This is a genomic window from Variovorax sp. 10N432 (genome assembly GCF_056394465.1).
Map to the genome: position 1 here is coordinate 1 of NZ_JBFTHX010000048.1, position 22,299 is coordinate 22,299.

Annotated in this window: 24 protein-coding genes; 17 read left to right on the forward strand and 7 right to left on the reverse strand. The window is 62.3% G+C overall.

The window, feature by feature from the left end; translation table 11 throughout:
* Positions 1-298 precede the first annotated feature (298 nt).
* The 3 genes from AC1DF3_RS32230 to AC1DF3_RS32240 form a co-directional block, all read right to left on the reverse strand.
* A complete protein-coding gene (locus tag AC1DF3_RS32230) occupies positions 299-955 on the reverse strand; it encodes an RES family NAD+ phosphorylase (RefSeq protein ID WP_478142128.1) in 657 nt (218 codons plus the stop codon).
* A complete protein-coding gene (locus tag AC1DF3_RS32235; protein ID WP_478142129.1) occupies positions 948-1,643 on the reverse strand; it encodes a hypothetical protein in 696 nt (231 codons plus the stop codon). Before AC1DF3_RS32235 ends, AC1DF3_RS32230 begins: the two co-directional genes overlap by 8 nt.
* A gap of 290 nt (positions 1,644-1,933) precedes the next feature.
* Positions 1,934-3,259: a RepB family plasmid replication initiator protein gene (locus tag AC1DF3_RS32240; RefSeq protein WP_478142130.1), complete on the reverse strand. Its 1,326-nt coding sequence runs from the start codon at positions 3,257-3,259 to the stop codon at positions 1,934-1,936.
* A 522-nt stretch (positions 3,260-3,781) separates the two neighbouring features.
* Here AC1DF3_RS32240 and AC1DF3_RS32245 point away from each other — a divergent pair.
* The 6 genes from AC1DF3_RS32245 to AC1DF3_RS32270 all read left to right on the forward strand — a co-directional run bounded on the left by AC1DF3_RS32245 (position 3,782) and on the right by AC1DF3_RS32270 (position 9,626).
* Positions 3,782-4,972, forward strand: a complete 1,191-nt coding sequence (locus tag AC1DF3_RS32245) for a ParA family protein (RefSeq protein ID WP_478142131.1) — start codon at positions 3,782-3,784, stop codon at positions 4,970-4,972.
* Between the two features lie 137 nt (positions 4,973-5,109).
* Positions 5,110-6,123, forward strand: a complete 1,014-nt coding sequence (locus AC1DF3_RS32250) for a ParB/RepB/Spo0J family partition protein (RefSeq protein ID WP_478142132.1) — start codon at positions 5,110-5,112, stop codon at positions 6,121-6,123.
* A 645-nt stretch (positions 6,124-6,768) separates the two neighbouring features.
* Entirely contained in the window at positions 6,769-7,005 is a 237-nt protein-coding gene (locus tag AC1DF3_RS32255) for a hypothetical protein (protein ID WP_478142133.1), read from the forward strand.
* Positions 7,006-7,016: 11 nt separating this feature from the next.
* Positions 7,017-8,981, forward strand: a complete 1,965-nt coding sequence (locus tag AC1DF3_RS32260) for a phage integrase family protein (RefSeq protein WP_478142134.1) — start codon at positions 7,017-7,019, stop codon at positions 8,979-8,981.
* A 91-nt stretch (positions 8,982-9,072) separates the two neighbouring features.
* The gene (locus AC1DF3_RS32265) at positions 9,073-9,354 is read left to right on the forward strand and encodes a CopG family ribbon-helix-helix protein (RefSeq protein ID WP_478142135.1); all 282 of its coding nucleotides are present in this window, start codon (positions 9,073-9,075) and stop codon (positions 9,352-9,354) included.
* A complete protein-coding gene (locus AC1DF3_RS32270) occupies positions 9,351-9,626 on the forward strand; it encodes a type II toxin-antitoxin system RelE/ParE family toxin (RefSeq protein ID WP_478142136.1) in 276 nt (91 codons plus the stop codon). The genes AC1DF3_RS32265 and AC1DF3_RS32270 overlap by 4 nt, the downstream gene beginning before the upstream one ends.
* Here AC1DF3_RS32270 and AC1DF3_RS32275 read toward each other — a convergent pair.
* The gene (locus AC1DF3_RS32275) at positions 9,579-10,121 is read right to left on the reverse strand and encodes a hypothetical protein (RefSeq protein WP_478142171.1); all 543 of its coding nucleotides are present in this window, start codon (positions 10,119-10,121) and stop codon (positions 9,579-9,581) included. The two genes, AC1DF3_RS32270 and AC1DF3_RS32275, sit on opposite strands and share 48 nt — an antisense overlap.
* On the opposite strand from AC1DF3_RS32275, the gene AC1DF3_RS32280 reads away from it, so the two are divergent.
* The 7 genes from AC1DF3_RS32280 (at position 10,041) to AC1DF3_RS32310 (ending at position 12,958) form a co-directional block, all read left to right on the forward strand.
* Positions 10,041-10,229 carry a LysR family transcriptional regulator gene (locus AC1DF3_RS32280; RefSeq protein ID WP_478142170.1) on the forward strand — a complete coding sequence of 63 codons (189 nt, stop codon included), beginning with the start codon at positions 10,041-10,043 and terminating at the stop codon, positions 10,227-10,229. The two genes, AC1DF3_RS32275 and AC1DF3_RS32280, sit on opposite strands and share 81 nt — an antisense overlap.
* Before the next feature lie 275 nt (positions 10,230-10,504).
* Positions 10,505-10,999: a hypothetical protein gene (locus AC1DF3_RS32285; RefSeq protein ID WP_478142137.1), complete on the forward strand. Its 495-nt coding sequence runs from the start codon at positions 10,505-10,507 to the stop codon at positions 10,997-10,999.
* Between the two features lie 156 nt (positions 11,000-11,155).
* Positions 11,156-11,599, forward strand: coding sequence for an Hsp20/alpha crystallin family protein (locus tag AC1DF3_RS32290; protein ID WP_478142138.1), 444 nt, complete (start codon positions 11,156-11,158; stop codon positions 11,597-11,599).
* A 14-nt stretch (positions 11,600-11,613) separates the two neighbouring features.
* On the forward strand, positions 11,614-12,012 hold the full coding sequence (locus tag AC1DF3_RS32295) for an Hsp20/alpha crystallin family protein (RefSeq protein ID WP_478142139.1): 399 nt from the start codon (positions 11,614-11,616) through the stop codon (positions 12,010-12,012).
* A gap of 97 nt (positions 12,013-12,109) precedes the next feature.
* Positions 12,110-12,403, forward strand: coding sequence for a hypothetical protein (locus AC1DF3_RS32300; RefSeq protein WP_478142140.1), 294 nt, complete (start codon positions 12,110-12,112; stop codon positions 12,401-12,403).
* A gap of 115 nt (positions 12,404-12,518) precedes the next feature.
* Complete coding sequence (locus tag AC1DF3_RS32305; RefSeq protein ID WP_478142141.1) at positions 12,519-12,716, forward strand: hypothetical protein; 198 nt, start codon at positions 12,519-12,521, stop codon at positions 12,714-12,716.
* A gap of 44 nt (positions 12,717-12,760) precedes the next feature.
* The gene (locus AC1DF3_RS32310; RefSeq protein ID WP_478142142.1) at positions 12,761-12,958 is read left to right on the forward strand and encodes a hypothetical protein; all 198 of its coding nucleotides are present in this window, start codon (positions 12,761-12,763) and stop codon (positions 12,956-12,958) included.
* A 989-nt stretch (positions 12,959-13,947) separates the two neighbouring features.
* On the opposite strand, the gene AC1DF3_RS32315 is transcribed toward AC1DF3_RS32310, so the two are convergent.
* Complete coding sequence (locus AC1DF3_RS32315) at positions 13,948-14,580, reverse strand: TetR/AcrR family transcriptional regulator (RefSeq protein ID WP_478142143.1); 633 nt, start codon at positions 14,578-14,580, stop codon at positions 13,948-13,950.
* 222 nt (positions 14,581-14,802) lie between these two features.
* Between AC1DF3_RS32315 and AC1DF3_RS32320 the strand changes: the two genes are divergently transcribed.
* Complete coding sequence (locus AC1DF3_RS32320; RefSeq protein WP_478142144.1) at positions 14,803-16,464, forward strand: tannase/feruloyl esterase family alpha/beta hydrolase; 1,662 nt, start codon at positions 14,803-14,805, stop codon at positions 16,462-16,464.
* Between the two features lie 29 nt (positions 16,465-16,493).
* On the opposite strand, the gene AC1DF3_RS32325 is transcribed toward AC1DF3_RS32320, so the two are convergent.
* On the reverse strand, positions 16,494-17,441 hold the full coding sequence (locus AC1DF3_RS32325) for a LysR family transcriptional regulator (RefSeq protein WP_478142145.1): 948 nt from the start codon (positions 17,439-17,441) through the stop codon (positions 16,494-16,496).
* A 160-nt stretch (positions 17,442-17,601) separates the two neighbouring features.
* Between AC1DF3_RS32325 and AC1DF3_RS32330 the strand changes: the two genes are divergently transcribed.
* The 3 genes from AC1DF3_RS32330 (at position 17,602) to AC1DF3_RS32340 (ending at position 21,669) form a co-directional block, all read left to right on the forward strand.
* The gene (locus tag AC1DF3_RS32330; protein WP_478142146.1) at positions 17,602-19,065 is read left to right on the forward strand and encodes an NAD-dependent succinate-semialdehyde dehydrogenase; all 1,464 of its coding nucleotides are present in this window, start codon (positions 17,602-17,604) and stop codon (positions 19,063-19,065) included.
* Between the two features lie 107 nt (positions 19,066-19,172).
* On the forward strand, positions 19,173-20,690 hold the full coding sequence (locus AC1DF3_RS32335) for a CoA-acylating methylmalonate-semialdehyde dehydrogenase (protein ID WP_478142147.1): 1,518 nt from the start codon (positions 19,173-19,175) through the stop codon (positions 20,688-20,690).
* Between the two features lie 7 nt (positions 20,691-20,697).
* Positions 20,698-21,669 carry a PDR/VanB family oxidoreductase gene (locus AC1DF3_RS32340; protein ID WP_478142148.1) on the forward strand — a complete coding sequence of 324 codons (972 nt, stop codon included), beginning with the start codon at positions 20,698-20,700 and terminating at the stop codon, positions 21,667-21,669.
* 15 nt (positions 21,670-21,684) lie between these two features.
* Here AC1DF3_RS32340 and AC1DF3_RS32345 read toward each other — a convergent pair whose 3' ends face one another.
* Positions 21,685-22,278 (reverse strand): flavin reductase family protein, encoded by a 594-nt coding sequence (locus AC1DF3_RS32345; protein ID WP_478142149.1) that lies wholly within the window; start codon positions 22,276-22,278, stop codon positions 21,685-21,687.
* Between the last annotated feature and the right edge of the window lie 21 nt (positions 22,279-22,299).

The window sequence follows — 22,299 nt, forward strand, 5'->3', positions numbered from 1 at the left end:
GCCGCCCACTGCGACGGGTACTGGTCCTTGTACTGGTCCTTGGCGTCAAAGACCATGCGCACCGCGCGCTCCATGACCTCAGGGGAAAACTTCGGTGACTTTCTCATCTTGGCTCCATTCTCAATCGAAGGAGCCTCCTCAAAATCCGGGGCGGTTCAACTGCGTGCGCGAACCGACTGTTGCATGAAACGGGACACGCTCACGCTCCCGCTGCTCTGGTCGAAAGTCTTCATTTTTGACCTACCGGACGCAACGTGGTGCCTGCTGGTTTGGCAAGAGCACATGAACGTGACAGGCCCTATTTGAGCGCCACTCCCGCACCCATTTCGTCAAGTAGGTCGATGATCTCCTGCTCGTAGGCTTGGAGCGGCTTTGAATCGCCATCATCAACGATGCCGCCGGTGATCCGATCACCGAAAAGCACGACGACCTCGGCGCGGTTGTCGCGCTTGGACATCCAGTGCAGCCCTTGCACATCGGGCATGTTCTCCCAGATCCACTGGGCCCACCCTTGCGTGCGCGCGTAGTCGCTCTCATCGCCATCAAAAAGGTCGCTGACGGTAAGGCCCACCGCCTTGAGTCCGGTGGCCGTCAGATTGACCAAGCTCAACGGCGGTGTGCGCACGCGACTCAGGAACAGGTGGTTCGCGTAGTCTCGCTCGAGGTCGTGCAGGTAACCGGTGGAGGGAGTGGGCACGTTGTGCAGCACAACCTCCGCGATCGCGGCATTCACGTTGCTCGCGGCGTAGAGGGTCGCGATGGGAGCGCCGGTCGCGGGATCGATCAAGGGGCTGAAGCGCGCCCAGCCCTTGCCCGAATCGTTGAAGGCGGCCGGCGCGTACTTGCCGGTCGCCGCGTCGAAAGGGTGGACGCGGTACCAGACCCGTGCCTTGTGCGGCAGGGGGCGAAAGGGATGCGCGGGTGGAGGTACGGGTAGCGCGGCGCGACTAGCCATGCACCGCACCCATGCGATGCTGCTCGGCCGCCTTGACCACGGCCATCGGGTCGCGCGCAAGCACCTCGCGCGGTCGTCGGCCCTTGAGGGCGGGATTGGTCGACTCGAACCAGGAGGCCAGTCGGAGCGGCGAATAGCCCTCCAGCACTGCGAGCACCTTCTTGACCTCGGGGACGGGCTTCCAGGATTCGGTGAAGACGTAGGCAGGAAACATCTTCTTGCCGCGATGGTCGATGGCGAACACCTGTCGGCCTTGCAACCAGCGGCTCGCAGCCGCATGGGGATTGGCGGCCTCGGGATCGAGCTCGCGACCGATCTCGGCCGCCGAGAGCCAGTCCGTCCCTTTCATGATGGCCTCGAGGGCGCGCATCTCGAGGTCGGTCCGACTGACCGAACGCCGGCGCGGCTCGTAGGTATCGGCCAACTCCTGAAGCGACTCCTGCTCCACCTTGTTGATCGCAAGCCGCACCTGCGCCAGAACGACGGAGCTCGCCCTACGGTCCTTCGGGCCCTGGGCGCCTCGCACTGCTTCGTCCATGATCAAGCTCGTCGCCACGCGGACGCTGTCCAGCATGCTGGCGATGGTTTCGACATCCATCGCCACCCCACCCGAGCCGCCCTTCCCGGCCTCGTCCAGCAGCCGTCTGCGGGGCGGAAATCGTTGAAAGAACTGTGACGCGAGACCCATGAGCCGATTCTAACCATCATGTTTCTCATGTACAACCGGCTCCATCAGCTCATGTTCGGATTCTGGCGACTGGTATGCGGCTTCCGGGCAGCAAGCGTACGGTCCGTGCGACGGGTCGCGCTGCAGCTTCGCTTAGGCCGCTCGGACGAATCCGAAGAACCGCACCGTCGACAGGGGGCTCGACGCGAAACGCTGTGGTAACGCCCTGCCCCTCCTATCAACCCCGTCGACGCAGGAGCCAGGCTCACGTCTCGCGGTGTGGAAGCAAAGCGTGCCCTTGCGGCGTCAACCTAGTCCGCCACGAGCAACTGATCAGCAGTAGGCTGATCCCAGTCCGCCCCGAGTGTCTGAGCCGCATAGAAGTCGACCATCAGGTGGCGGACGATTTGATGACGCCAGCCACTTTGCTTCAGCCTCTTCAGGATGCTTGGGTGCGTGTCTGTGCGGATCAGCTCCTGCGCGAATGCGTCCTGGAGATCCGCCTGGGCCTGCTCGCTGAGGTGCTCCAATTGAGCCGCAACGGTGCGACGACGAACTTCGATCCAGTTGCGACGCTCACGTTCGTCCTGCGCCTCGACCGCGCGCAGCGGCGGCGGAGGGGGGGCGGACTCGGATGCGATGGCTTTCTCCTGGCGAGTGGCTGGCTTGAGTTCGCCCTGGCTAACACCTGTATTGGCGAGGACCGTCTTCAAAAAGCGATGCGGGTCTCGCAACGGCTCCGGAAAGGCCGACTGCATTCGGCGCTCCACTGCTTCCAAGGCGTGGGTGACCAAATCCTCTCCGTATTCATCCAAAAGGCGCTCGAACTTGGCTTGATCGATGTCGATTGCAGCTGCGCGCCCAACCAAGGCAAGATTGACCGGCCTGGTAGAAGCCAGATCGCGCGCTGTGTGGCGTCGCTTCTCTTTGACGGTGAACTGCAGCTCATTCACGAAACGCCCTTGCTTGTGTTCAAGCAGGTCAACTTCGATGTCCGAGACCGCGTTGATCTCAGCGATGGCAGGACGGAGCGTGTCGCGCTTGAAGAACCGATAGTCCAGCTTTTGCAGATCGTCGTCCGGCCGCCCCAGCAGAACGGGCGCCCACCAGCGCCATGGCTTGCGCCCGGTCTGCCCCACCGCCTTGTACCTGGCGCACGACTCGTAGAGGGCGACTGCCGCGATCGTCCGAAGTTCTGAGATCACGCTCAAGTTGAGCCGCGCAAAGATATTCGGGTTGAGCAACTCACCACGGACGTTGGGCGCATAGCTCCACTCCACCCAAGTCTGGCCCCGCACAGTCTCGAGTGACGCGTGCGCAAGCATGCTGCAGCCGTCCCACCGTTCACCCTCTCCTGCTGTCGGGGATTGCCACTCCACCGTCGTAGCCATGAGGGCGCGCAGGTGTCCCTTGATGATCGACAAGTTGCGGGAATTGAAGTCAATGCCCGCAACCACGTCTGCCAGCGTCGCTCTGTAGGTATCCTGGCCCTCGACGGCTTGATCCTGAGCCAGGTGAAGCAGTACGTTCCACGTCTTGCGTCCCAGAACGGTGACCTTGCCAGACGTGGGCACGAGCGACAGCGTCTCGACCGGCTTGCGCACGATCGAAGGCTGCTGTGGGCGGGCAAATGTCATGGCAATAACTCTACACGAAGTCGCTTCATGTGAAATGCCAATCACAGTTCGAGGTCGTGCCGGAAATGACCAAAAAGGCTCACGTGAAGGACATGAGCATGACCAAATCAGCTCACATATGGCGCCATGCCATGGCGATGTGACGGTCCGGCCACCGAAGTTTTCATTCTCTGCGAAAGGCTTCTCTGCGGCCTCAAGAGAGGAACGACACCCCCTTGAAACCGGAGTGGATATGGTCACCCAATGAGGCTCCGAACAAGCCCAGATCCACGCCGCAGATGACCAATGGGGCTCCGGGACGGCACATTGCGGCTCCGCCTTTTGCGCTAAGTTGTTGTCGTCATTGAGAAAATCCGCGCCAAAGGAATTAGAGGGATTTAGAGGGTTCAGAAACTCCATCGCTTCGCGGAGTTCGATTGGTCAACTTCAACGAAAACGCAGACGAATTTCGTTTAGTTCGACGGATGTTGTACGATCCGATCGACTTGCGCAAACACGCGCGGAATTTGAAAGTTGAACCATATGGAACTCGCTGCACAGTTCTCACTACCTCCTGTCGTAAGCCTGGACGACATCGTCAAGCAAGCCGAGATGGCCACGGGAATGATGTCCAATATTCGATCAACGATGCTGGCCCCGCGGACGGCGAAGGAGGAGCCCACCTTCAGCGCTGAGGATTTGGCGATTCTGTGCGGACAGACAGGTGGTCGAGGGTGGGTCAACCACCAGATGACGGTCCGTTCTGATCTCCCCTCCGGCACCTTGAGCCAGTCCGGTCGCAAGCGTCATTTCGGATTGGCCGAGGCGCGTGCCTGGGTGCGCGAGTTTCGTCGAGACTATCTGCGACCTGCTGGTGCAGAAGCGGTGACCATCACCGTCGCCAACTTCAAGGGGGGCACCACAAAGACCACAACGGCCATGACCCTGGCCCAGGGCCTGTCAATGCTGGGACACAAGGTCTTGGTGATTGATACCGACCCGCAGGCTTCCCTCACGACGCTGTTCGGGATCTTGCCGGATGTAGAAGTGCAGGACCACGAGACTGTGATGGCGCTGGTCGATGGAACCCAGAGCGGCGTAGGCCCACTCATTCGAAAGACCTATTGGGATGGCCTGGACTTGGTCCCCTCTTCCACTTCGCTCTTCGCAGCAGAGTTCATGCTCCCTTCGAAACAGAGCAAGAACCCGAAGTTCGAGTTCTGGAGTGTGCTCGATCTGGGCATCGACGATGTCCGCGCCGACTATGACGTGATCGTCATTGACAGTCCCCCGGCCCTTTCGTACGTGACCATCAATTCGCTGTTCGCAGCAAACGGCATCATCATTCCGTTGCCGCCTGAAACGCTTGATTTCGCCAGCTCGGCACAATTCTGGGACTTGTTCAGCAGCCTGACTACAGATCTTTTGAAGGAACGCGGCTCGACCAAGACGTTTGATTTCATCGATGTCCTGCTGTCGCGTGTTTCCAAGTCGGTCACCACGGACGTTGTTCGGCAGTGGATCAGCAACACCTATCAGGAGAAGGTTCTGCCGCTCGAAATTCCGCGTACCGCGACAACGTCGATGAAGTCGGCAGAGTTCGGGACCGTCTACGATTCGGATCCTGACGAGAGCAAAGACCGTACGTACAAGCGAGCCCGCGAAGCGTACGACCAGTTCGTGGAGCATATTGAGCGTCAACTGATGCACGCCTGGAGGCGACAGCTAGGGTGAGTGTTGGATGAACCAACACCCCTGAACTGCTGAGTGTTGGATGAACCAACACCTTGAAAGTCTTCCGTGTGTTGGTTTGTCCAACACCTCAAAATTTCTGGTGTTGGATGAACCAACACCAAGCCTAGGAGCAACAAATGTCTAGAAAAGACTTTCTGAGCAGAGCACTGCAAGTGCCAAAGTTCGAGGGCGGTCCGGTGGCTGCGCCGACCCAGGCGCCCGCCGTTGCGCCTCTCACGCAACCAGCCCCCGTTCAAAAGTCCTCCACCACGGCACCGAGCGCGATGCTCAATTTCATGCGCGAACAGTCCGATGCGCACAAGGATCTGGAAGAAGCTCGCGGGCGTCTGGCGGAATTCGATGACGCAGTAGTCGCACGCCACATCGACGCGAAGCAGATCGAACCGAGCCCGTTCGCCAATCGCAATGACGCCTCGTATCTCTCACCCGCGTTCGCCACCTTGAAGGAAGAAATCTCGAGCGCCGGCGGGAACGTGCAACCGATCAAGGTTCGCCGTACGGGTGAGGGCCGGCTGCAGATCGTCTTCGGTCACCGTCGACATCGCGCGTGTCTGGACCTTGGGCTGCCCGTTTTGGCGCTGGTTGTGGACGAGTTGGACGACCAAACGCTTTTCATCGAGATGGAACGCGAGAACCGCGGCAGGGCCGATTTGTCTGCATGGGAGCAGGGCATGCACTATCAGCGCGCGCTGGATTCTGGTCTCTTCCCATCGCTTCGGCAGCTAGCTGCGAGATTGGGGGTAGATCTCTCCCAGGTCTCGAGGGCGATCGTGATGGCCAAGCTGCCAGAGGATGTTGTCCGCGCCTTCGCTTCTCCACTTGACCTGCAATTCCGTTGGGCCAATGTGCTCAGGGACGCCGTGCAGAAGGATCCTGAAAAGGTCCTGCAACGCGCGCGAGAAATTGCGGCGCTGCCTAAGCGGCCGGCCGCTGCGGAGGTTCTACGCCTTCTCACTACCGACGCGCCAAAGCATGGTCCGGTGGGGCGTGAATGGACGGACAGTGCTGGGAAGACCGCTGCCAAGCTCGAATTCGATGGCAAGGGCAGGGTGAGAGTCACGTTTGCAAAGCCAATGTCCGAGTCTGCGCTCAAGAAGCTGGCAGGCGCTATCGATGGAATCCTTGGCTAGGGTAGGGGGCTAAGGAGCCTGCGTTGGGCGGAGCCATGGACTCTATCGAACGAACGCCCTCTCAGCCCCTTGGCAACCTGGGAGCGGGCTTTGGCCCATGCCAAAAAGCCCAAGCTAACCCTTTTGGATGTGAGTGCTGGCTATCAATCAAGCTTTATCATTTCAAGGAAATGAGGTGCTGAGCAACTGAAAAGCGGTGCGCTAGAACACACGAATCCCTTCGTGGTGCCATTGAGTTGGTTCTTGCTTTGGGGAGGGAACCACCTTCGGGTGGTTTTTCATTTGGTGCGCGTACAGGCGATACGACGATCTGCATCGACGAATACAACCTGGATTGCTCCAGGTTGTAGGGCAGCCTTTGAGGGGCTCGATATTGTTCTCCTGCAAGTTGGAGCGGAGTAGAGCAGCCTCAGCGCGGTTCGAACACGCGCCCGTCTTATCCGAAGTCGGGAAAACTCCAACAAAATCAACAAGTTGGAAAGATCTCCTCCCGAAACCCTGTTGGGAACATCGAAAAATCGCATTGATGATAATTAGATTTATCATGATGATCTCCAGGTGCCTGTCGCGCCTCGGTTTCCCGGAGAAGGGCGGCCGCATCGCCCGGCGCTCCATCCAATGTCCAGCTTTTAATCGGCAGTCCTGATGACCGAGAGAACTTTTGCCACCCCGGAACTCGGGCACTTCGAGGACGAAGAACTCAAGCGCCTGGCCGCGTCGTGGCGCGCCCAGGCCCTCAGAGGACATAAGGAAGCCTACGGGGTCGCCCATGCACTCGAGGTCGAACTGCGCCGCCAGCGGGCGCACCGGCCGCCGGAACCCGCGGCGCCACCGCCGCCTTGGTGGAAAGTGTGGGCACCCCGGCGACCGACGCTCACCTGAAGGCGCGCCCGTTGAAAAAGTCTCCCACGCCCCGAAAGCTCCACAGCGGCCACTTCGCCTTCATGCGGGCCCTGGCCCAGGGGCTCGATGAGCGTGCGAGCTGGGACCGGTACCTGCGGTCTGAAAGCGAGCATTCGGACCTGCGGACCGTGCGCCGGACCATCGCCTGGATCCGGGACGAATTTGCGGCCGCCGCCAAGCGGGAAAACAAGCCGGGCACCGCCCGGCTGATCCTGCTGGATCCGCAACGCTTCACGGCGGCGCCCAAGCAGCCGACGTTGGCCGAGTTCGCGCTCGCGCAGGGCATGGAGGACTTCTCCGAAGCCGAGCAGCTCGAGGCCTACGAAGAGGCCTACCCGCCTCGTGCCAGGAAAGGCGGGGGCGCAAGCGAAGCCGGGGGAGGGCAGGGCGCCTTGTCCGCCACCCGCCGGGGCCGTGTCATCGAGCGGCAGCTGGAAGCGCTGCGCTGGCTCCAGGGACTGGTCGCGCAGGATCCTCGGCCGGGCGACCGCGTGGGCGCATGGCTGAATCCGCTGGTCGCTGTGCGCCTCGAGCGGGCCGGCTTGTTGACCTTGTTCGATCTGGTGGAACGCATCAATGGCACCGGGGCGCGCTGGTGGGTTCAAGTCCCAGGCGTCGGCGAGCTCAAGGCCGCCCGCATCGTCGAATGGCTTCACGCCCACGAGGCGGTGCTGGGTCTGCGGGTCGGCGCGCACGCGGCGCAGCGGCGTTCTGCGTTGACCCTGGATTCCCTGACCCAGGTGATGCCGGCGGCGACGGCGCTCCGGCCGTTCGAGAAATTCCTGGTGCCGGCGGAACTCGATGGCTCCGCCGGGCAGTTCCGTGCCCCCGCGAAAAAATGTCTCCTTGTGGCTCGCAACGATTACGCGGCCATCAGTGCCTGGTTGGCGTCCAAGGGAAAGGGGACCGGGGATGGCGAGCTGTCAGCGACGCAGCGCGCCTATCGCAAGGAGGCGGAGCGACTCCTGTTGTGGGCGGTGCTGGAGAGGAATAAAGCGGTGTCATCGTTGGGGGTGGAGGACGTGGCGGCGTTTGAGAAATTTCTTGGCCATCCGCCATCGGCCTGGTGCGGGCCCCGGCACCGCCAGCGGTGGTCGCCGCAATGGCGACCATTTGAAGGACCGCTTTCACCGGCGGCCATTCGGCATTCGCTCGGCATCCTCAAAAGCCTGTTTGCCTTCTGGATGAGCCAGGGCTACGTGACGGGGAACCCGTTCGCGGGGGTTGCTTTGCCGAACCTGCCGCAGCGGCCTCTGGGGTCTGGCCGGACCTTGACCCTGGCCCAATGGGACCACATCGACACGTTGCTGGAACATCATGTCGACACGGAGCCTCGCCGTCGACTTCGCCGCGGCATGCGCTGGCTGTACGCGACCGGGCTGCGCCTGGCCGAAATCACCCGTGTGAAGTGCGAAGACCTCGAGGAGGTCGAGTACCGGAAGGCCGACGGATCGATCACGACTGACTGGATGCTGTCGGTGGTGGGGAAGGGCGGGCGAACCCGGCAAGTGCCGGTCCCACATGAACTCGTCGAAGAACTGGGAGAGGAGTTGGCCCGTCACGGGCTCGAGCGCAGGGTTAGCGCGGCGAGCAATAGAGACGTCCCAATATTGGCCCGCTTTGACGGCGCGCGAGTTCGACCTGCCGCCTGGTCGGCCTCAGGGCTTTACCAGGCGATCAAGGCATTTCTTGCGCAGGCGGCCGACAACCTCGAAGGGGAGGACGGCTCGCGACTGAAAAAGGCCAGCACGCAGTGGTTTCGCCATGCCCATGGCTTGCATGCGCTGCAGGGCAGGGAACGGCGGAACCCGGTGCCTATCCAGCTGGTGCAGAACAATCTGGGGCATGCAGGGGTGGGAACAAAAGCGATGTGTCGCGCGGCGCAACGAGAGGATGAAGGCGGTGCGGGGGGAGGTAAAGCCGAGTTCCAGACAATTCGGAGAGGACCGGCTTGAGGCTTGGCGGCTGACGCTTGACGATTGAAATTGAATCAGTTAGATTGGATTTCAATCGACATTGCCCCGCTGATCCCCAGGACCGTTGACCATGGCACAAACCACCGAAACTCGCGTACTCACTGCGCATGTCCCGCTGCAACTGGCAGAGAAAGTCGACCAATGGGCCCTTCGCCTGGAACGTTCGAAGGGATGGATCGTCAAGCAGGCGCTGACCGCCTGGATCGACCAGGAACAGGAGCGCAGCCGTCTGACGCAAGAAGCCCTGGTGGACGTGGATGCTGGCCGAGTGATTGATCACCAGGCGGTCCAGGCTTGGGCGGACAGCCTGGCCACCGACGCGGTGCTGCCGGTGCCCATCGCTCGCCGATGAAAGTCCAGTGGACGACCAAGGCGCTTTCCGACCTGGTCAGGCTCCATGAGTTCCTGGCCTTCGTGAACAAGCCGGCCGCCGCACGCGCGATTCAGCAGCTCACAGCGGCGCCGAACAAGTTGGTGCTCAACCCGCGCATGGGTGAACGCCTGGAAGAGTTCGAACCGCGCGAGGTGCGGCGGATTCTGGTGGGCCGCTATGAAGTCCGCTACGAGATCCAGGAGTCAACCATCTATGTGCTGCGGTTGTGGCACACGCGCGAGGACCGATAAGGCGGGCGACATTGGTCTTGATACAAGGCCCGCATTGCGGTCAGCCGCGCACTCGTCAAGTATTCGAAGGTAGTTCGCAATGCCACCGGCATAGGCAAGGATGCCCTTTGCTTTGCCTGGCAGGTTGGCACCGACATACCAGCTCTTGGAATCGGCGAGCACCGATGAGCGCACCGCACCCTTGACTGTCTCGGCCCACCCATCCTGGGCTTGCTCGCTGGCATGCACTCGTTTAAGACCCGTCGAGCGCATGTATTGGAACAAGCCGGCGATCCAGTCGGCCTGGGCCTCGTTCGACATGACAACGTTCACGAGGACCGAGGGACTACCGCCCCGGCGGCCACCCAAAATCCCCCCACTGAGGCTTTTGCAGCGGACGCCGAGCTCGGAAGCGCAAGCCGGGCGGCCGCGGCGATCGGACTCGCGCAGCCGGCAGGGACGCAACTCATTGCAGATCTCGAGCGATTGCTCGAATGCACGCTGTTCCATCGGCATGCGGGCGACATGCGGATGACGGATGTCGGGCGGGAGCTCCTGCCTTTCGTCCGGCGCGCACTGGCCTCGCTGCAGGGGGGGCGCAGTTCGTCGCCTTTCGCCGCATGAACGAGCACACCATCGTCCGTGTCGGTGCCATCCCCGGCGCGATCACCGGCCCGCTGGTGCGGGCGCTGCCGGCATTCGGCGAGTCGAATCCCAGATTTTGATCGAGCTCCAGGAGGCGGATGCAGCGCACACTAGCGGATTGATCTCGAACCGCGAAGCCTCGGAGCGGATGGCGTTATCGACAAGTCCACGGAACTTGAGGCCTTTTTCGACCTCTGCATTTCCTACGGTGCATAGCCGAGCGCCGGCTTTAACCCTTGTTCGGAGATTTTTGTATGAACACCGATCTCGAGCTCAAGACTGAACCCGTCATGAAAGCGTTCGCCGAACTAGACGCGGTGACGAACAGGTTTCTCAGACACCTTGGCGGTGTCAACGTTGCACCGCTGTGTCGCGGCCATGTCCAATCAATCTCCCCCGCTGCGGACAAGTTTACCGGCCAGTGCCTGGATACACCCTACGTCGTTCGGTGGGGGGCCGTGACTGTGGAGGGCCGGCCTACGCTTGAGGAGTTCGAGTTTACGGCTCGGCACGAGGCTGAGCCCGTGGTCCTGGCGCGCGTCTATGTCGGACTCACGGGAAAGCTGTCGCTGGACTCGGGCCAGCTGGTGCCCCTGTGCGACTACGACGACCCGGAAGTCGCCCGCATGTTGGCCGGCCTGGTACTGACCGGCCTGCTGAGCTCGGTGATCTATGCCCCCCGGGACCGAGTCTATGACCTGGGCGACCGGGAAGACCAGGGGCCCGAACTCGATCAAGCCTCGAGCTGACGGCGCCCCGGCGAGGCGCCATTCCGCGAGGGCACGCGAATGCCGTAAGAATCCGCATGCCGGGCTCTTGAAAGACCGTAGGCAGCTCCTGTTTCGCTGATCGGAAGCGCTGTGGACGCCTCCGGCGCTCTGTTCAACCGAATGGAGGTACTCGCCATGTATCGATCGCTTTTCCCGCGCGACCTGTTCGCCGAGATGGATCGCCTGCAGCGCGACATGCAGCAGGCCCTGGATCCGTCGCCCAGCATTCGCGGGCTCGGCCGCGGCTTCCCCGCCCTGAACGTCGGGGGAACGCCCCAGACTTTGGAGATCTACGCTTTCGCTCCAGGCCTGGACCCGGATGCGCTGGAGGTCACCCTCGACCGAGGCATCCTGACCATTGCCGGCAATCGTGAGCCCTTGCGCCCGAACGACGGAAGCAAAGAGGGAAGCGCTACTGTCCATATCAGCGAGCGCTTCGACGGCCCATTTCGCCGGGTGATTGCCCTCTCGGACGACGCCGACCCGGACGCGCTCAGCGCCACCTACCGAGACGGCGTCCTGCACGTCACCATCCAACGCCGGGCGTCGAGCCAGCCGCGACGCATCGACATTCAGTGAAAGGAGCCACCATCATGAACGACCTTGAAACCCGCACCCCCGGCGCCTTGAGCTCGACGACAAAGGACACCTCTTCGTACAGCCCCGCGGCGCTCACGCCGCCCGTCGACGTGGTGGAAGACAGCTCAGGCATCACGCTCTATGCCGACCTGCCAGGCGTGTCGAAGGAAAAATTGCAGATCCAAACCGAATCCGACACGCTCACCCTTGAAGCCGAGCTCGATATCCCGTTGCCCGAGGGCCTTCAATCCACCCATACCGAGGTGGCGCTGGGGCGCTTTCGCCGAACGTTCAAGCTGAGCAAGGAACTGGACCCTTCCAAGGTGACGGCCAAGCTCGTGCAAGGCGTGCTGACCTTGCGAATCCCCAAGGCCGAGCATGCGCAGCCGAGGCGCATCCAGGTGAACGGATGAGTCCAGCAACCGACAAGAACCTGTCGGTTTGCGCCGACTTGAAACGCAGCAGATCAAGCGATATTCTCTCGCGCGCTGACGTTTGAAAGGAGATGTCATGTCAGTTGAATTCTTGAGGCAGATCGCAGCCACGCCACTCCCCAAGTCGTTCAACGCTGCGAAGGATATTGATGCCATCCGGATCCTTCGTCAGGCCGGCTTGGTGCTGGCATTGGTGGACGAGCCCGCTGAGGGCGCTGCGAGGGTCCTTGCGGTGACGGAAAAAGGTCGCGACGAGCTTTTGCGATTTCACTACCCAGAAAACCACCGGGCCCGAGGCGTTGACTTCTGGTTGCCGCGGGCCGCACAACGCGCACGTGATGCCATCAAGCGTGGTCTCGGCGCCGGGTAGACGCGACCGATCTTTGCGTCGCGAGCGAAGCAAGGCCACAGCCCAGTCCTCCGGGCTTGTGGCCCACGCTGAATGAACCAGCAATCTCTCGCGCTTGCGTGAGAAGGAGGTAACCATGGCTCTGTCGACCGAAGCAGCTGAAGCGTTGGTCGCAGGCTATCTAGCCGGACGCACGTTGCCACCGGCTGTGCACAAGGCTGTAGTCCTGGCTGCCAGAGCGCGGCTGATCGACGGCAATGTCCCGGTACTTGATGAAATGTTGTGCAACGTCATTGAGCGTGGTGTCGAAGCCGAACGCGCGATCGAAGATTGATTTTTCGCCTCACACCCATGGCACACCAGAGAAAGGAGTTGATCATGTCTTCAAGATTTGAATCTTCCTTTGGAAACGCAGGTCGCAGCCCCAAGACGATGAGCGTATCCGCCAACCGGCGCGTCATGAGCGAAAAGGAGATTCAGGCGTACCTCGTCTCTCGCGACACGGTGCGCCGTATCCAGCGGATTTCTTCGCTCCTCCTTCCGCAGGGACGAGGTGTCGACCATCGATCGCACTGAAGCCGGTATGATGCGGGGGATCGCTGCAGCTCCTGGGGGCTGCGGCGATTCACCCGATGAGACGGTTGGTGGGTCTCGCCTCCATTTTTCACCGCCATGGTTATGCTGTTCGCCATGCCTGACCAATACCGCCCCCTGGCCGTGTGTTCGTGGACCGCCCGAGTCCGGGCAGTCTTCTGTGGATCATCCGGAAAGCACAGAATATTCGGCAGTTTGGCTGGACCTCGAACCGGGCGATGACAAGTTCGACAACTGGACTCACGCGTACAACGCGGGCAATGCGGCTTTGCTGTCCTAAGTAGACGATGAGTTGGTGGGGGCCGAGACACCACGCCGGAGGCCGACGATGAATATGACGATTGAGCCGACCAAGCGGCGCACGTCTTTGCCCACCCCAACGGTCGATGGGGTTGCGTCCTCTGGTCCCAAAGCAGAGGCGCTCCCGACTTGCTTCGAGACCGCCGCCTGCGCACGCTCGGGGAAGGGTAGATGAGCGACGCTGCTGTCGTGGCTCGCGCGCTCGGCAATGGCCGAGGACTGAGATCTGAATCAGGCTGCGGCCGATCGGTCATACCGTCAGCGCGAAGCTCGGGTGAAGCGCTGCGGGTATGCCCGCCTTGCCGAGGGGCTGCAATATTGCCCAGCCGAACGGCAGCTTCCTGGACACACCTCGGAATGGCGATGCTGGCCACGGCGGTCCTTGAAAGCTAAGCTAGCGAAACGTCACCTGACCGCGCCTAAGCGGTCATCAGCCGCGACATGAAAGCGGCGGGTCCTTGCCCTAAGCGGCTGTAGCGGGATGAGCTTGGTCGTCCAATAAGCGGTCGGTCGAGCACGACACTTGTGCGCCGGCGTGCGATGGGACGCCACATGTTCTCAGGTCGGCAGCCAAGCTTTTTGAGCCTTGCGGTCATCGGGCCTTGCTACTCCGCAGCAGTCGTTCACCGCACGCCACTTACACCAAATTTGGTGTCTCGAGCCCGGGAGTCTCAAAGCTTCCGGCCGGGTGCGGACGGCCGGCACTGGACCTCTACCCCCGAAATGCCGTGAAGAAAGAGTTGGGTCGCAATCGGCGCTAAATCGGCGTGTTTGAGGCGTCCATTTGGTTGAAACCAGGTGAACATCCAATTCAGCATCCCAAAGAGGAACATCGTCAGCACTTTTGGGAGCTGCGTGCCGTCTAGCTCTGGGCGGGCCGCAGCGACAGCGTCGGCGAACACCCTGACCACTGTGCGCTCCTTGTCGAGCACGCACGCCTGCGCGTCGGCGTCCAAAAAGCGCACATCTTCGGTGAGGACCCGATGCTCGTTCTGCGCCTCAGCGTATTCAAGCATGAACGCTTCAATGAGCTCGGGCAGTCGCCGCTCAGGAGCCAACCCCAGGGCCTCCACGCCCGTGACGATGTCTACGAGGCGCGACACGTGGCCGTCAACGATGTGGAACAAGACCTCAGCCTTGTCCTTGAAGTGGTAGTAGAGCCCTGGCTTTGAGAGGTGACTGGCCTCGGCTATCTCGTTCATGGACGTGGCCGCATAGCCCTTGCGAGCGAACAACTCAGCCGCCCTGCTTGAAATCAAGGCGCGCTGTTCGTTGGTTCGGGACGAGATGGCGTCAACGGTCATAGATAAAAGTGATGGGCAGGCCCTGAGCGAATTCGGCACTCAGTAAGAAGCCCGAATCATAGGTGTTTGTCCCGACGAGCTGGTTCTTGCGTGCGTTCCAAGGACTAGGGTAGCCTCGCTCTGTTCGCGGACCGACCGGTCGGTTGGTTCCTTGGACCACCCTTGGCCGAGGGAAGCCAGCGACAGCTGGGACTTGGCATCAACTCAAACACTGGAGACACCATGCGCGACGAACCCTTGCCCCGTACCTTGCTGCTGGGCGCACTTGTGATTGCCGCAGGCCTGACGTTGCAAGCCTGCGGCGGCGGCGGCAATACGCTGGGTGCGGTGCCCGCACCAGCCGCTGCGACCGGCCCAGCTCCTGCTCCGGCGGCTGGACCAGCTCCTGCGCCTGCGCCTGGACCAGCTCCGGGACCAAGTGCGGAGCAGCTGAAGGCCACCTGCACTTCCCTGACCGGACAAGTCATCGAAGGGGTGACCGTCACGAAGACCAAGCGCTTCGAAGCGGCGGCGCCAGTGAACTCGTCCGGCTTCTGCCAGGTTCTTGGCACGCGTGCACCTTTTCTCGACATTGAAGTTGACGTGCCGGACAATTGGACGGGGCGCTATTGGCAACAGGGGGGTGGCGGCTTCGACGGTAGCATCCCCTCTGCGTTAGCGACAGACTCCACCGGCAAGCTCACGTCACTCAGTCCTGCCGTCGCGCTCAAGGGAGCGATTTACGCGGCGTCGAACGGAGGCAATCGCGCATCCGTGCCGGCGCAAGCAGCTCCTGCGGTGTGGGGGAACGGAACCCCAGAGGGGCGCCAGTCGGCAACGGACTATGCGTACCAGGCTTTGGGAACGACGGTTTACTTCGGCAAGGCGGTCGCAAGGGCTTTCTTCGGCTCAGCCCCAAAACACAGCTACTTCAATGGCTGTTCCAACGGTGGACGAAACGCATACATCGCGGCGCAGCGCTGGCCCGAGGAGTTCGATGGCGTCGTATCCGGTTGCGAGACGATGGACATGGCTGGACAGGCAAGTGCATGGCTGCAAGCCGCCTCCTATTCTGGAACGCCTGCTGCCCTCAGCGGTGCACAAAACAACGCGGTTTGGTCTGCAGCCCTGTCCGCGTGCGACTCGCTCGATGGCGTAACAGACGGACTCATTGGCAATCCGAAGGCATGCACATTCGACCCCTCGGTGCTTCAATGCGGTGCTGCAGGAGCGAGTAGCGACCCCTCCATATGCCTCACTGCCGCCCAGGTCGCGACGATGAAGTCGTTCATCACGGACCTGACGCTTCAGAACGGAACCACCGTGCTTTCGGGCTACTCGTGGGCCAGAGGTCTAGGTCAGGGCTGGGGCGGACTCGGTGGCGGTTTTGCGCTGCTGGCAAGTGGCGACCCGGCATGGCTGACGCCCGCTCGACAATCTGGGTTCCAGTTGGCATCGGACTACTACATGCTCGGCAGCGGCCTGACACGAGTCGGCGCCGACCATGACAAGGCGGCCATCGCAGCCTTCATCATGGCGGGTAAAAAGCTCATCTCCTGGCACGATGGCAGCGATGGACTTCTGTCTCCCAACGACCATTACCGCAATTGGACGACGATGACTGGCATTGCCAAATTCAACGGCCTGGCCGACCCGAGCACCGCAACGCGCTTCTTTATCGTCCCTGGCGCAGGTCACTCCGCCGGCTCAAGTCTGCAGGAAGTGGATTGGGCTAGTTCCATCATGGGCTGGGTTGAAGACGGCGTGGCGCCAACTCAGATGACCTACACATTCAAGAGCGGAACAACAACTCGTAGCATGCCTGTTTGTCAGTATCCCCAGTACCCGAAGTACAGCGGCACAGGAGACATAAACGCAGCTGCCAGCTATTCCTGCACATCATGAGGTAGGCCGCGTAGTGAGCCGCCGGTCGGCTATATGCTTGTGCCTGACTGATGGTTATCCGCACCGGCCTCGCCCACCGCTCTCAATGCGTCGACGATCAGTTGCGCGGAGGGCGACAGGCCGGGCGCAGTGCGCCACCAAACGCCCAGCGGTCGTTCGGTTTGGGCCAGCTCAAGCGGAAGAACCTTGATCAACCCCGTACGTGCCTCCACGTCGGCCAGGTGTTGAGGCCACACGGTGATCAGGTCCGACGCGAGTATCAGCGCACGGTTTGTGAGGAATGACATCGACTCCACCGTGGCCAGTGGCGCATCCATTCCGGCCTCCCGAAATGTCGCTTCGAGCTGTCGCCGTATGGACGTCTCGTGCGGCGGAAGAACCCACCGGAAACAACTGAGCATGTCCAATCGAACATGCCTCCTTTTGCTCAAAGGATGACGGGCGCGCACGATCAAGCGTGCGCGATCGACTCCCAATACTTCCTGAGTGACGTCTGCCGGTAGCCGCCGGCGCGGCAACCGGCTTGTCATCAGGTCCAGATCGCCCCGGCGCAACAGCGTGGTCAACCAGTCATGTTGGCCTTCGACCACCGTCACCTGCAAACGCGGCTGCCGTTGCAACACGATGGCCAGTGCGGTCGGAAGAATGCCGCCGGCGGTGGATGGCAGGGTTCCAACCGTTACGCTGCCATGACCCTCGCGCAGTTCCGTCACCTCGCGATCCGCAAGTCGAAGCTGCGCGATGATGGCCCGTGCATGGCGCACCAGTACCTGGCCGAAAGGCGTTGGTACCGACCCGCGACTGGTGCGCGTGAAAAGCGCGGCTCCAGTCAGCGCCTCCATTTCCTGAAGCGCCTTGGTCACCGCCGACTGCGTCATGTTGAGGCGCTCGGCCGCTCGCACGAGGCTTCCCTCGCGTTCGATCGCGTCGGCCAAGCGCAAGTGGCGTAGCGAGATTCGCTGTTCCCAGTTCGGCATAAGGACCACCTTTGTAGAGAGGGCATGGCACCGCAAGGTGAGGCGAGCGTTGAGGCATCACTTTTCTTCAAGTGAATGGTAGCGGAATTCACTTTTAGGAATTCCAGTGGAGTGCCATAGTGCCTTCCCGGATGAACCTCCATTTGTCAAGGACCACTAAGTGACCGAATACCCCGACCTCCAGCTTTACATTGGCGGCGCCTGGCGCAAGACGCACAGCGACATGCCGGTGGTTAACCCGGCGACCGAGCAGGAGATCGGTCGCCTGCCGCGCGCCGGCACCGCGGATCTGGACGACGCGCTTGGCGCCGCCGAAGATGGCTTTCGTGTGTGGCGTCGCACCGCACCGAGTGAACGCGCGGACGTGCTGCGCGGCGCCGCGAGGCTGATGCGCGAGCGTATCGACACGATTGCGCACGCCATCACGCTCGAGCACGGCAAGCCGCTCGCGCAGGCACGCCTGGAAGTGATCCGGGGCTGTGAGTTCCTCGAGTGGGACGCTGGCGAGGCAGTGCGCACCTATGGCCGCGTGATTCCGAGTGCTCAAGGCACGCGCTACATCGTGCATCATCAGCCCATCGGCACGGTTGCAGCGTTCTCACCGTGGAACTTCCCGATGAGCCAGCCGGCTCGCAAGATCGGCGGCGCCATTGCGTCGGGTTGCTCCATCATTCTCAAGGCAGCCGAAGAAACGCCCGCCGGCGCCTTGCACATTGCCCGCGCGCTGCACGACGCGGGGTTGCCGCCCGGCGTGCTCAACCTTGTCTTTGGCGATCCGGCCGAAATTTCAGGCTATCTGATCCCGCAGGACCAGGTGCGCCTCGTCGCCTTCACCGGCTCAACCAACGTGGGGCGCCATCTCACAACGCTGGCATCTCAGCATATGACGCCAGTGCTCATGGAGCTCGGCGGCCATGCGCCCGTCATCGTCTGTGATGACGTGAATGTGCGAGATGCGGCGGTCATGTCTGCCAACCGCAAGATGCGCAATGCGGGCCAGGTATGCACGTCCCCCACCCGATTCTTCGTTGACGAGAAGGTCTTTGACGAATTCGTGGAGATCTTCGCTGAGCGCGCCCGCGCCCTGCTCGTGGGCGACGGCATGACGCCTGGCGTGGAGATGGGCCCGCTGGCCAACGGCCGCCGAGTCCGAGCACTGACCGAGCTCGTGGAGGACGCCACAGCGAGCGGTGCTCGTCTGGTCGCCGGCGGCAAGCGCATGGATCGCCCGGGCTACTTCTTCGAGCCCACTGTATTGGCCAATGTGCCCGCGGGCGCCCGGGCCATGGGTGAAGAGCCTTTCGGTCCGCTGGCCATCATCAACCCGGTGAGCTCGCTGGACGAAGCAATTGCGCAGGCCAATGCGGTGCCCTTCGGCCTGGCGGCCTATGGCTTCACCCACAGTGCAGCCAAGGCGGATCGGATGGTGGAGGAGGTCGAGTGCGGCAACTTCTCGATCAACACCCTGGAAGCCTCGCTGCCGGAGACGCCGTTTGGCGGTGTCAAATCCAGCGGCTACGGGCGCGAAGGTGGCAGCGAGGGATTGCATCACTACATGACCGTCAAGAACGTCTCGCACTTCATGCAGATCGAGGCCGCGTCCGCGAAGAGCTCCGGCGATTAGGCCAGGGTTGCGGATGGCGCCGCAAGCTCCTGGCGGGCCATACATGCTGCTTCCACTTCGTCGACTGCCTATGGTGGTCCACAGGATTGAAAACATTTAGAGTCATCATGCTGAATCCCGAAGCCAATCACTTGCACTACATCGGCGGCCGACTGGCAGCCAACACGTCCGGCCGCTCCCAGGACGTGACCAACCCCGCGTCGGGCCGCGTCACCGGCAAGGTGGCGCTGGGCTCGGCCGAGGATGTCGCCGCTGCTGTGGCCGCCGCACAGGCCGCCTTCCCGGCCTGGGCTGACACGCCGCCGATCCGGCGCGCGCGCGTGATGTTCAGGTTCCTCGAGCTGCTGGGCAGGCATCGCGACGAGCTCGCGCACCTGATCACCGCCGAGCACGGCAAGGTCTTCACCGATGCGCAGGGCGAGGTCGCGCGCGGCATCGACATCGTGGAGTTCGCCTGCGGGATTCCGCAACTGCTCAAGGGCGACTACACCGACCAGGTCTCCACTGGCATCGACAACTGGACGATGCGCCAGCCGCTCGGCGTGGTCGCGGGCATCACGCCCTTCAACTTCCCGGTGATGGTGCCGATGTGGATGTTCCCGGTGGCGATCGCGGCGGGCAACACCTTCGTGCTCAAGCCGAGCCCGACCGACCCGAGCCCGTCGCTCTTGATCGCCGATCTGTTCAAGAAGGCCGGCCTGCCCGATGGCGTGTTCAACGTGATCCAGGGCGACAAGGAAGCGGTCGATGCGCTGCTCGTGCATCCGGACGTGCAGGCCATCAGCTTCGTCGGCTCCACGCCGATCGCCAACCACATCTACGAGACCGGCGCGCGCAATGGCAAGCGGGTGCAGGCGCTCGGCGGTGCGAAGAACCACATGGTGGTCATGCCCGACGCGGACATCGACCAAGCGGTGGACGCGCTCATCGGTGCGGGCTACGGCTCGGCCGGCGAGCGCTGCATGGCGATCAGCGTCGCGGTGCTGGTGGGCGAGGCGGCCGACAAGGTGATCCCGAAGCTGGTGGAGCGCGCGAAGTCGCTCAAGGTGCTCGACGGCGAGAACCTCGCCGCCGAGATGGGCCCGATCGTCACCCGCGCGGCGCACCAACGCATCACCCGCTACATCGAGCAGGGCGTGAAGGAAGGCGCGACGCTGTTGGTGGATGGCCGAACTTTCGACGCGAACACGGCAGGCGAAGGCTGCGGCGACGGCTTCTGGATGGGCGGCACGCTGTTCGACCACGTCACGCCCGAGATGCGCATCTACAAGGAAGAGATCTTCGGCCCGGTGCTCGGCTGCGTGCGGGTGAAGGACCTGAAGGAAGCGGTGGGCCTGATCAATGCCCACGAATTCGGCAACGGCGTGGCTTGCTTCACGCGCGACGGCAACGTGGCGCGCGAGTTCTCGCGCCGCATCCAGGTTGGCATGGTGGGCATTAACGTGCCGATCCCGGTGCCGATGGCCTGGCACGGATTCGGCGGTTGGAAGAGATCGCTTTTCGGCGACATGCACGCCTACGGCGAAGAGGGCGTGCGCTTCTACACCAAGCAGAAGTCGATCATGCAGCGCTGGCCGGAGAGCATCGGCAAGGGTGCCGAGTTTGCGATGCCCACGTCCAAGTGAATCCAGTATGTCCTCCCCTACGCTGAAAGCCCTGGTCCACACCCTGCGGTACGAGGCCGACGGCATCGTCAGCGTCGAGTTCCGCCCGGCCTCGCCGGAGGTGGACTTCCCCGCCTTCGAAGCCGGCTCGCACATCGACCTGCACCTGCCCAACGGCCTGGTGCGCAGCTACTCGCTGTGCAATCCGTCGAGCGACCGGCAGCGCTACGTGGTGGGCGTGCTCAACGACAGGAAGAGCCGCGGTGGGTCGCGCTACGTGCACCAGCAAATGCGCGTGGGCAGCATCATCGAGATCTCGCACCCACGCAACAACTTCAGGCTGCAGGAAGGCGCCGGGCGCTCGGTGCTGGTATCCGGCGGCATCGGCGTGACGCCCATCTGGTGCATGCTTCAGCGCCTGGCCGTGCTGGGCCGGCCGGCGGAGATGATCTACTGCGCGCGCAGCCGCAAGGAAGCGGCCTTCGTCGACGCCATCACGGCCCTCGCGGCCGAAAAGGGCATCGCGCTGACCTGGCACTTCGACGAGGAGAAGGGCGCGCCGCCCAAGCTGATGGCGATGCTGGAAGGCAAGGGCGCCGGCAGCCACTACTACTGCTGCGGGCCTACGCCGATGCTCGACAGCTTCGAGAAGAGCTGCGAGCAGCTGGGCTACCCGTACGCCCATATCGAGCGCTTCACCCCTGTGGAAGTGGCGGCGCCCACCGCCACCGAAACCTATGTGGTCGAATGCGCCAGGAGCGGCAAGAGCGTGGAGGTGCCGCCCGGCAAGTCCATCCTCGACAGCCTGATCGAGGCGGGCCTGGACCCCGACCACAGCTGCAAGGAAGGCGTGTGCGGCGCCTGCGAGACCGTCGTGCTGGAAGCCGGCGAGATCGAGCACCACGACGGCATCCTCACCAAGCTGGAACGCCAGTCGAACAAGACCATGATGATCTGCGTGTCGCGCTGCAAGCGCGGCCCCCTGGTGCTGGATATCTGACTCGGACCGGCAACGCTACCGATGCAGGATCTGCCCGACCGTGGCGTAGTTGGGACCTGCGAGCCGACTGATTGGGTTGAGTAGCGCCGTATCGATCTTGCCGGCGCTCAGCAGCGAGTCGCGGACGTGAAAGCACAACACGTCCCCGATCATCAATCTCGTGGGCCCTTGCCCGAGCTCGATGCAACGATGAAGTCGGCATTCGACGGCGATAGGCGCATCCAGGAGGCGAGGCGTCTCGACTTGCGACGACGGTACGGTTTGCAGGCCGAGCGCATCGATCTCGCTGATGTCGGTCGGATAGTCCTCCGCGCTCGCGTGAAGCGGTGACAGCAAGGAGTAGTCGGCGATGTGAACAACAAACTCCCGCGTGTCGAGGATATTTCGCGCGGTGTCTTTCAGCCCTGCGCCATCAGGCTTCGCATCGACACCGATGGCCAACATCGGCGGTGAGTGGCTGACGAACGTGAAGGAAGAAAATGGCGCCAGATTCGCGCAGCCCTGGCGCGACCTCGTGGTCACCCACGCGATGGGTCTTGGAACCACAATGCCTGTCATGACCTTGTAGACCTCTGCGGAGGTCATCGTTCGTGGATCAAGGTACTTCATTCTCGAGGTTCCGCCTTGTCA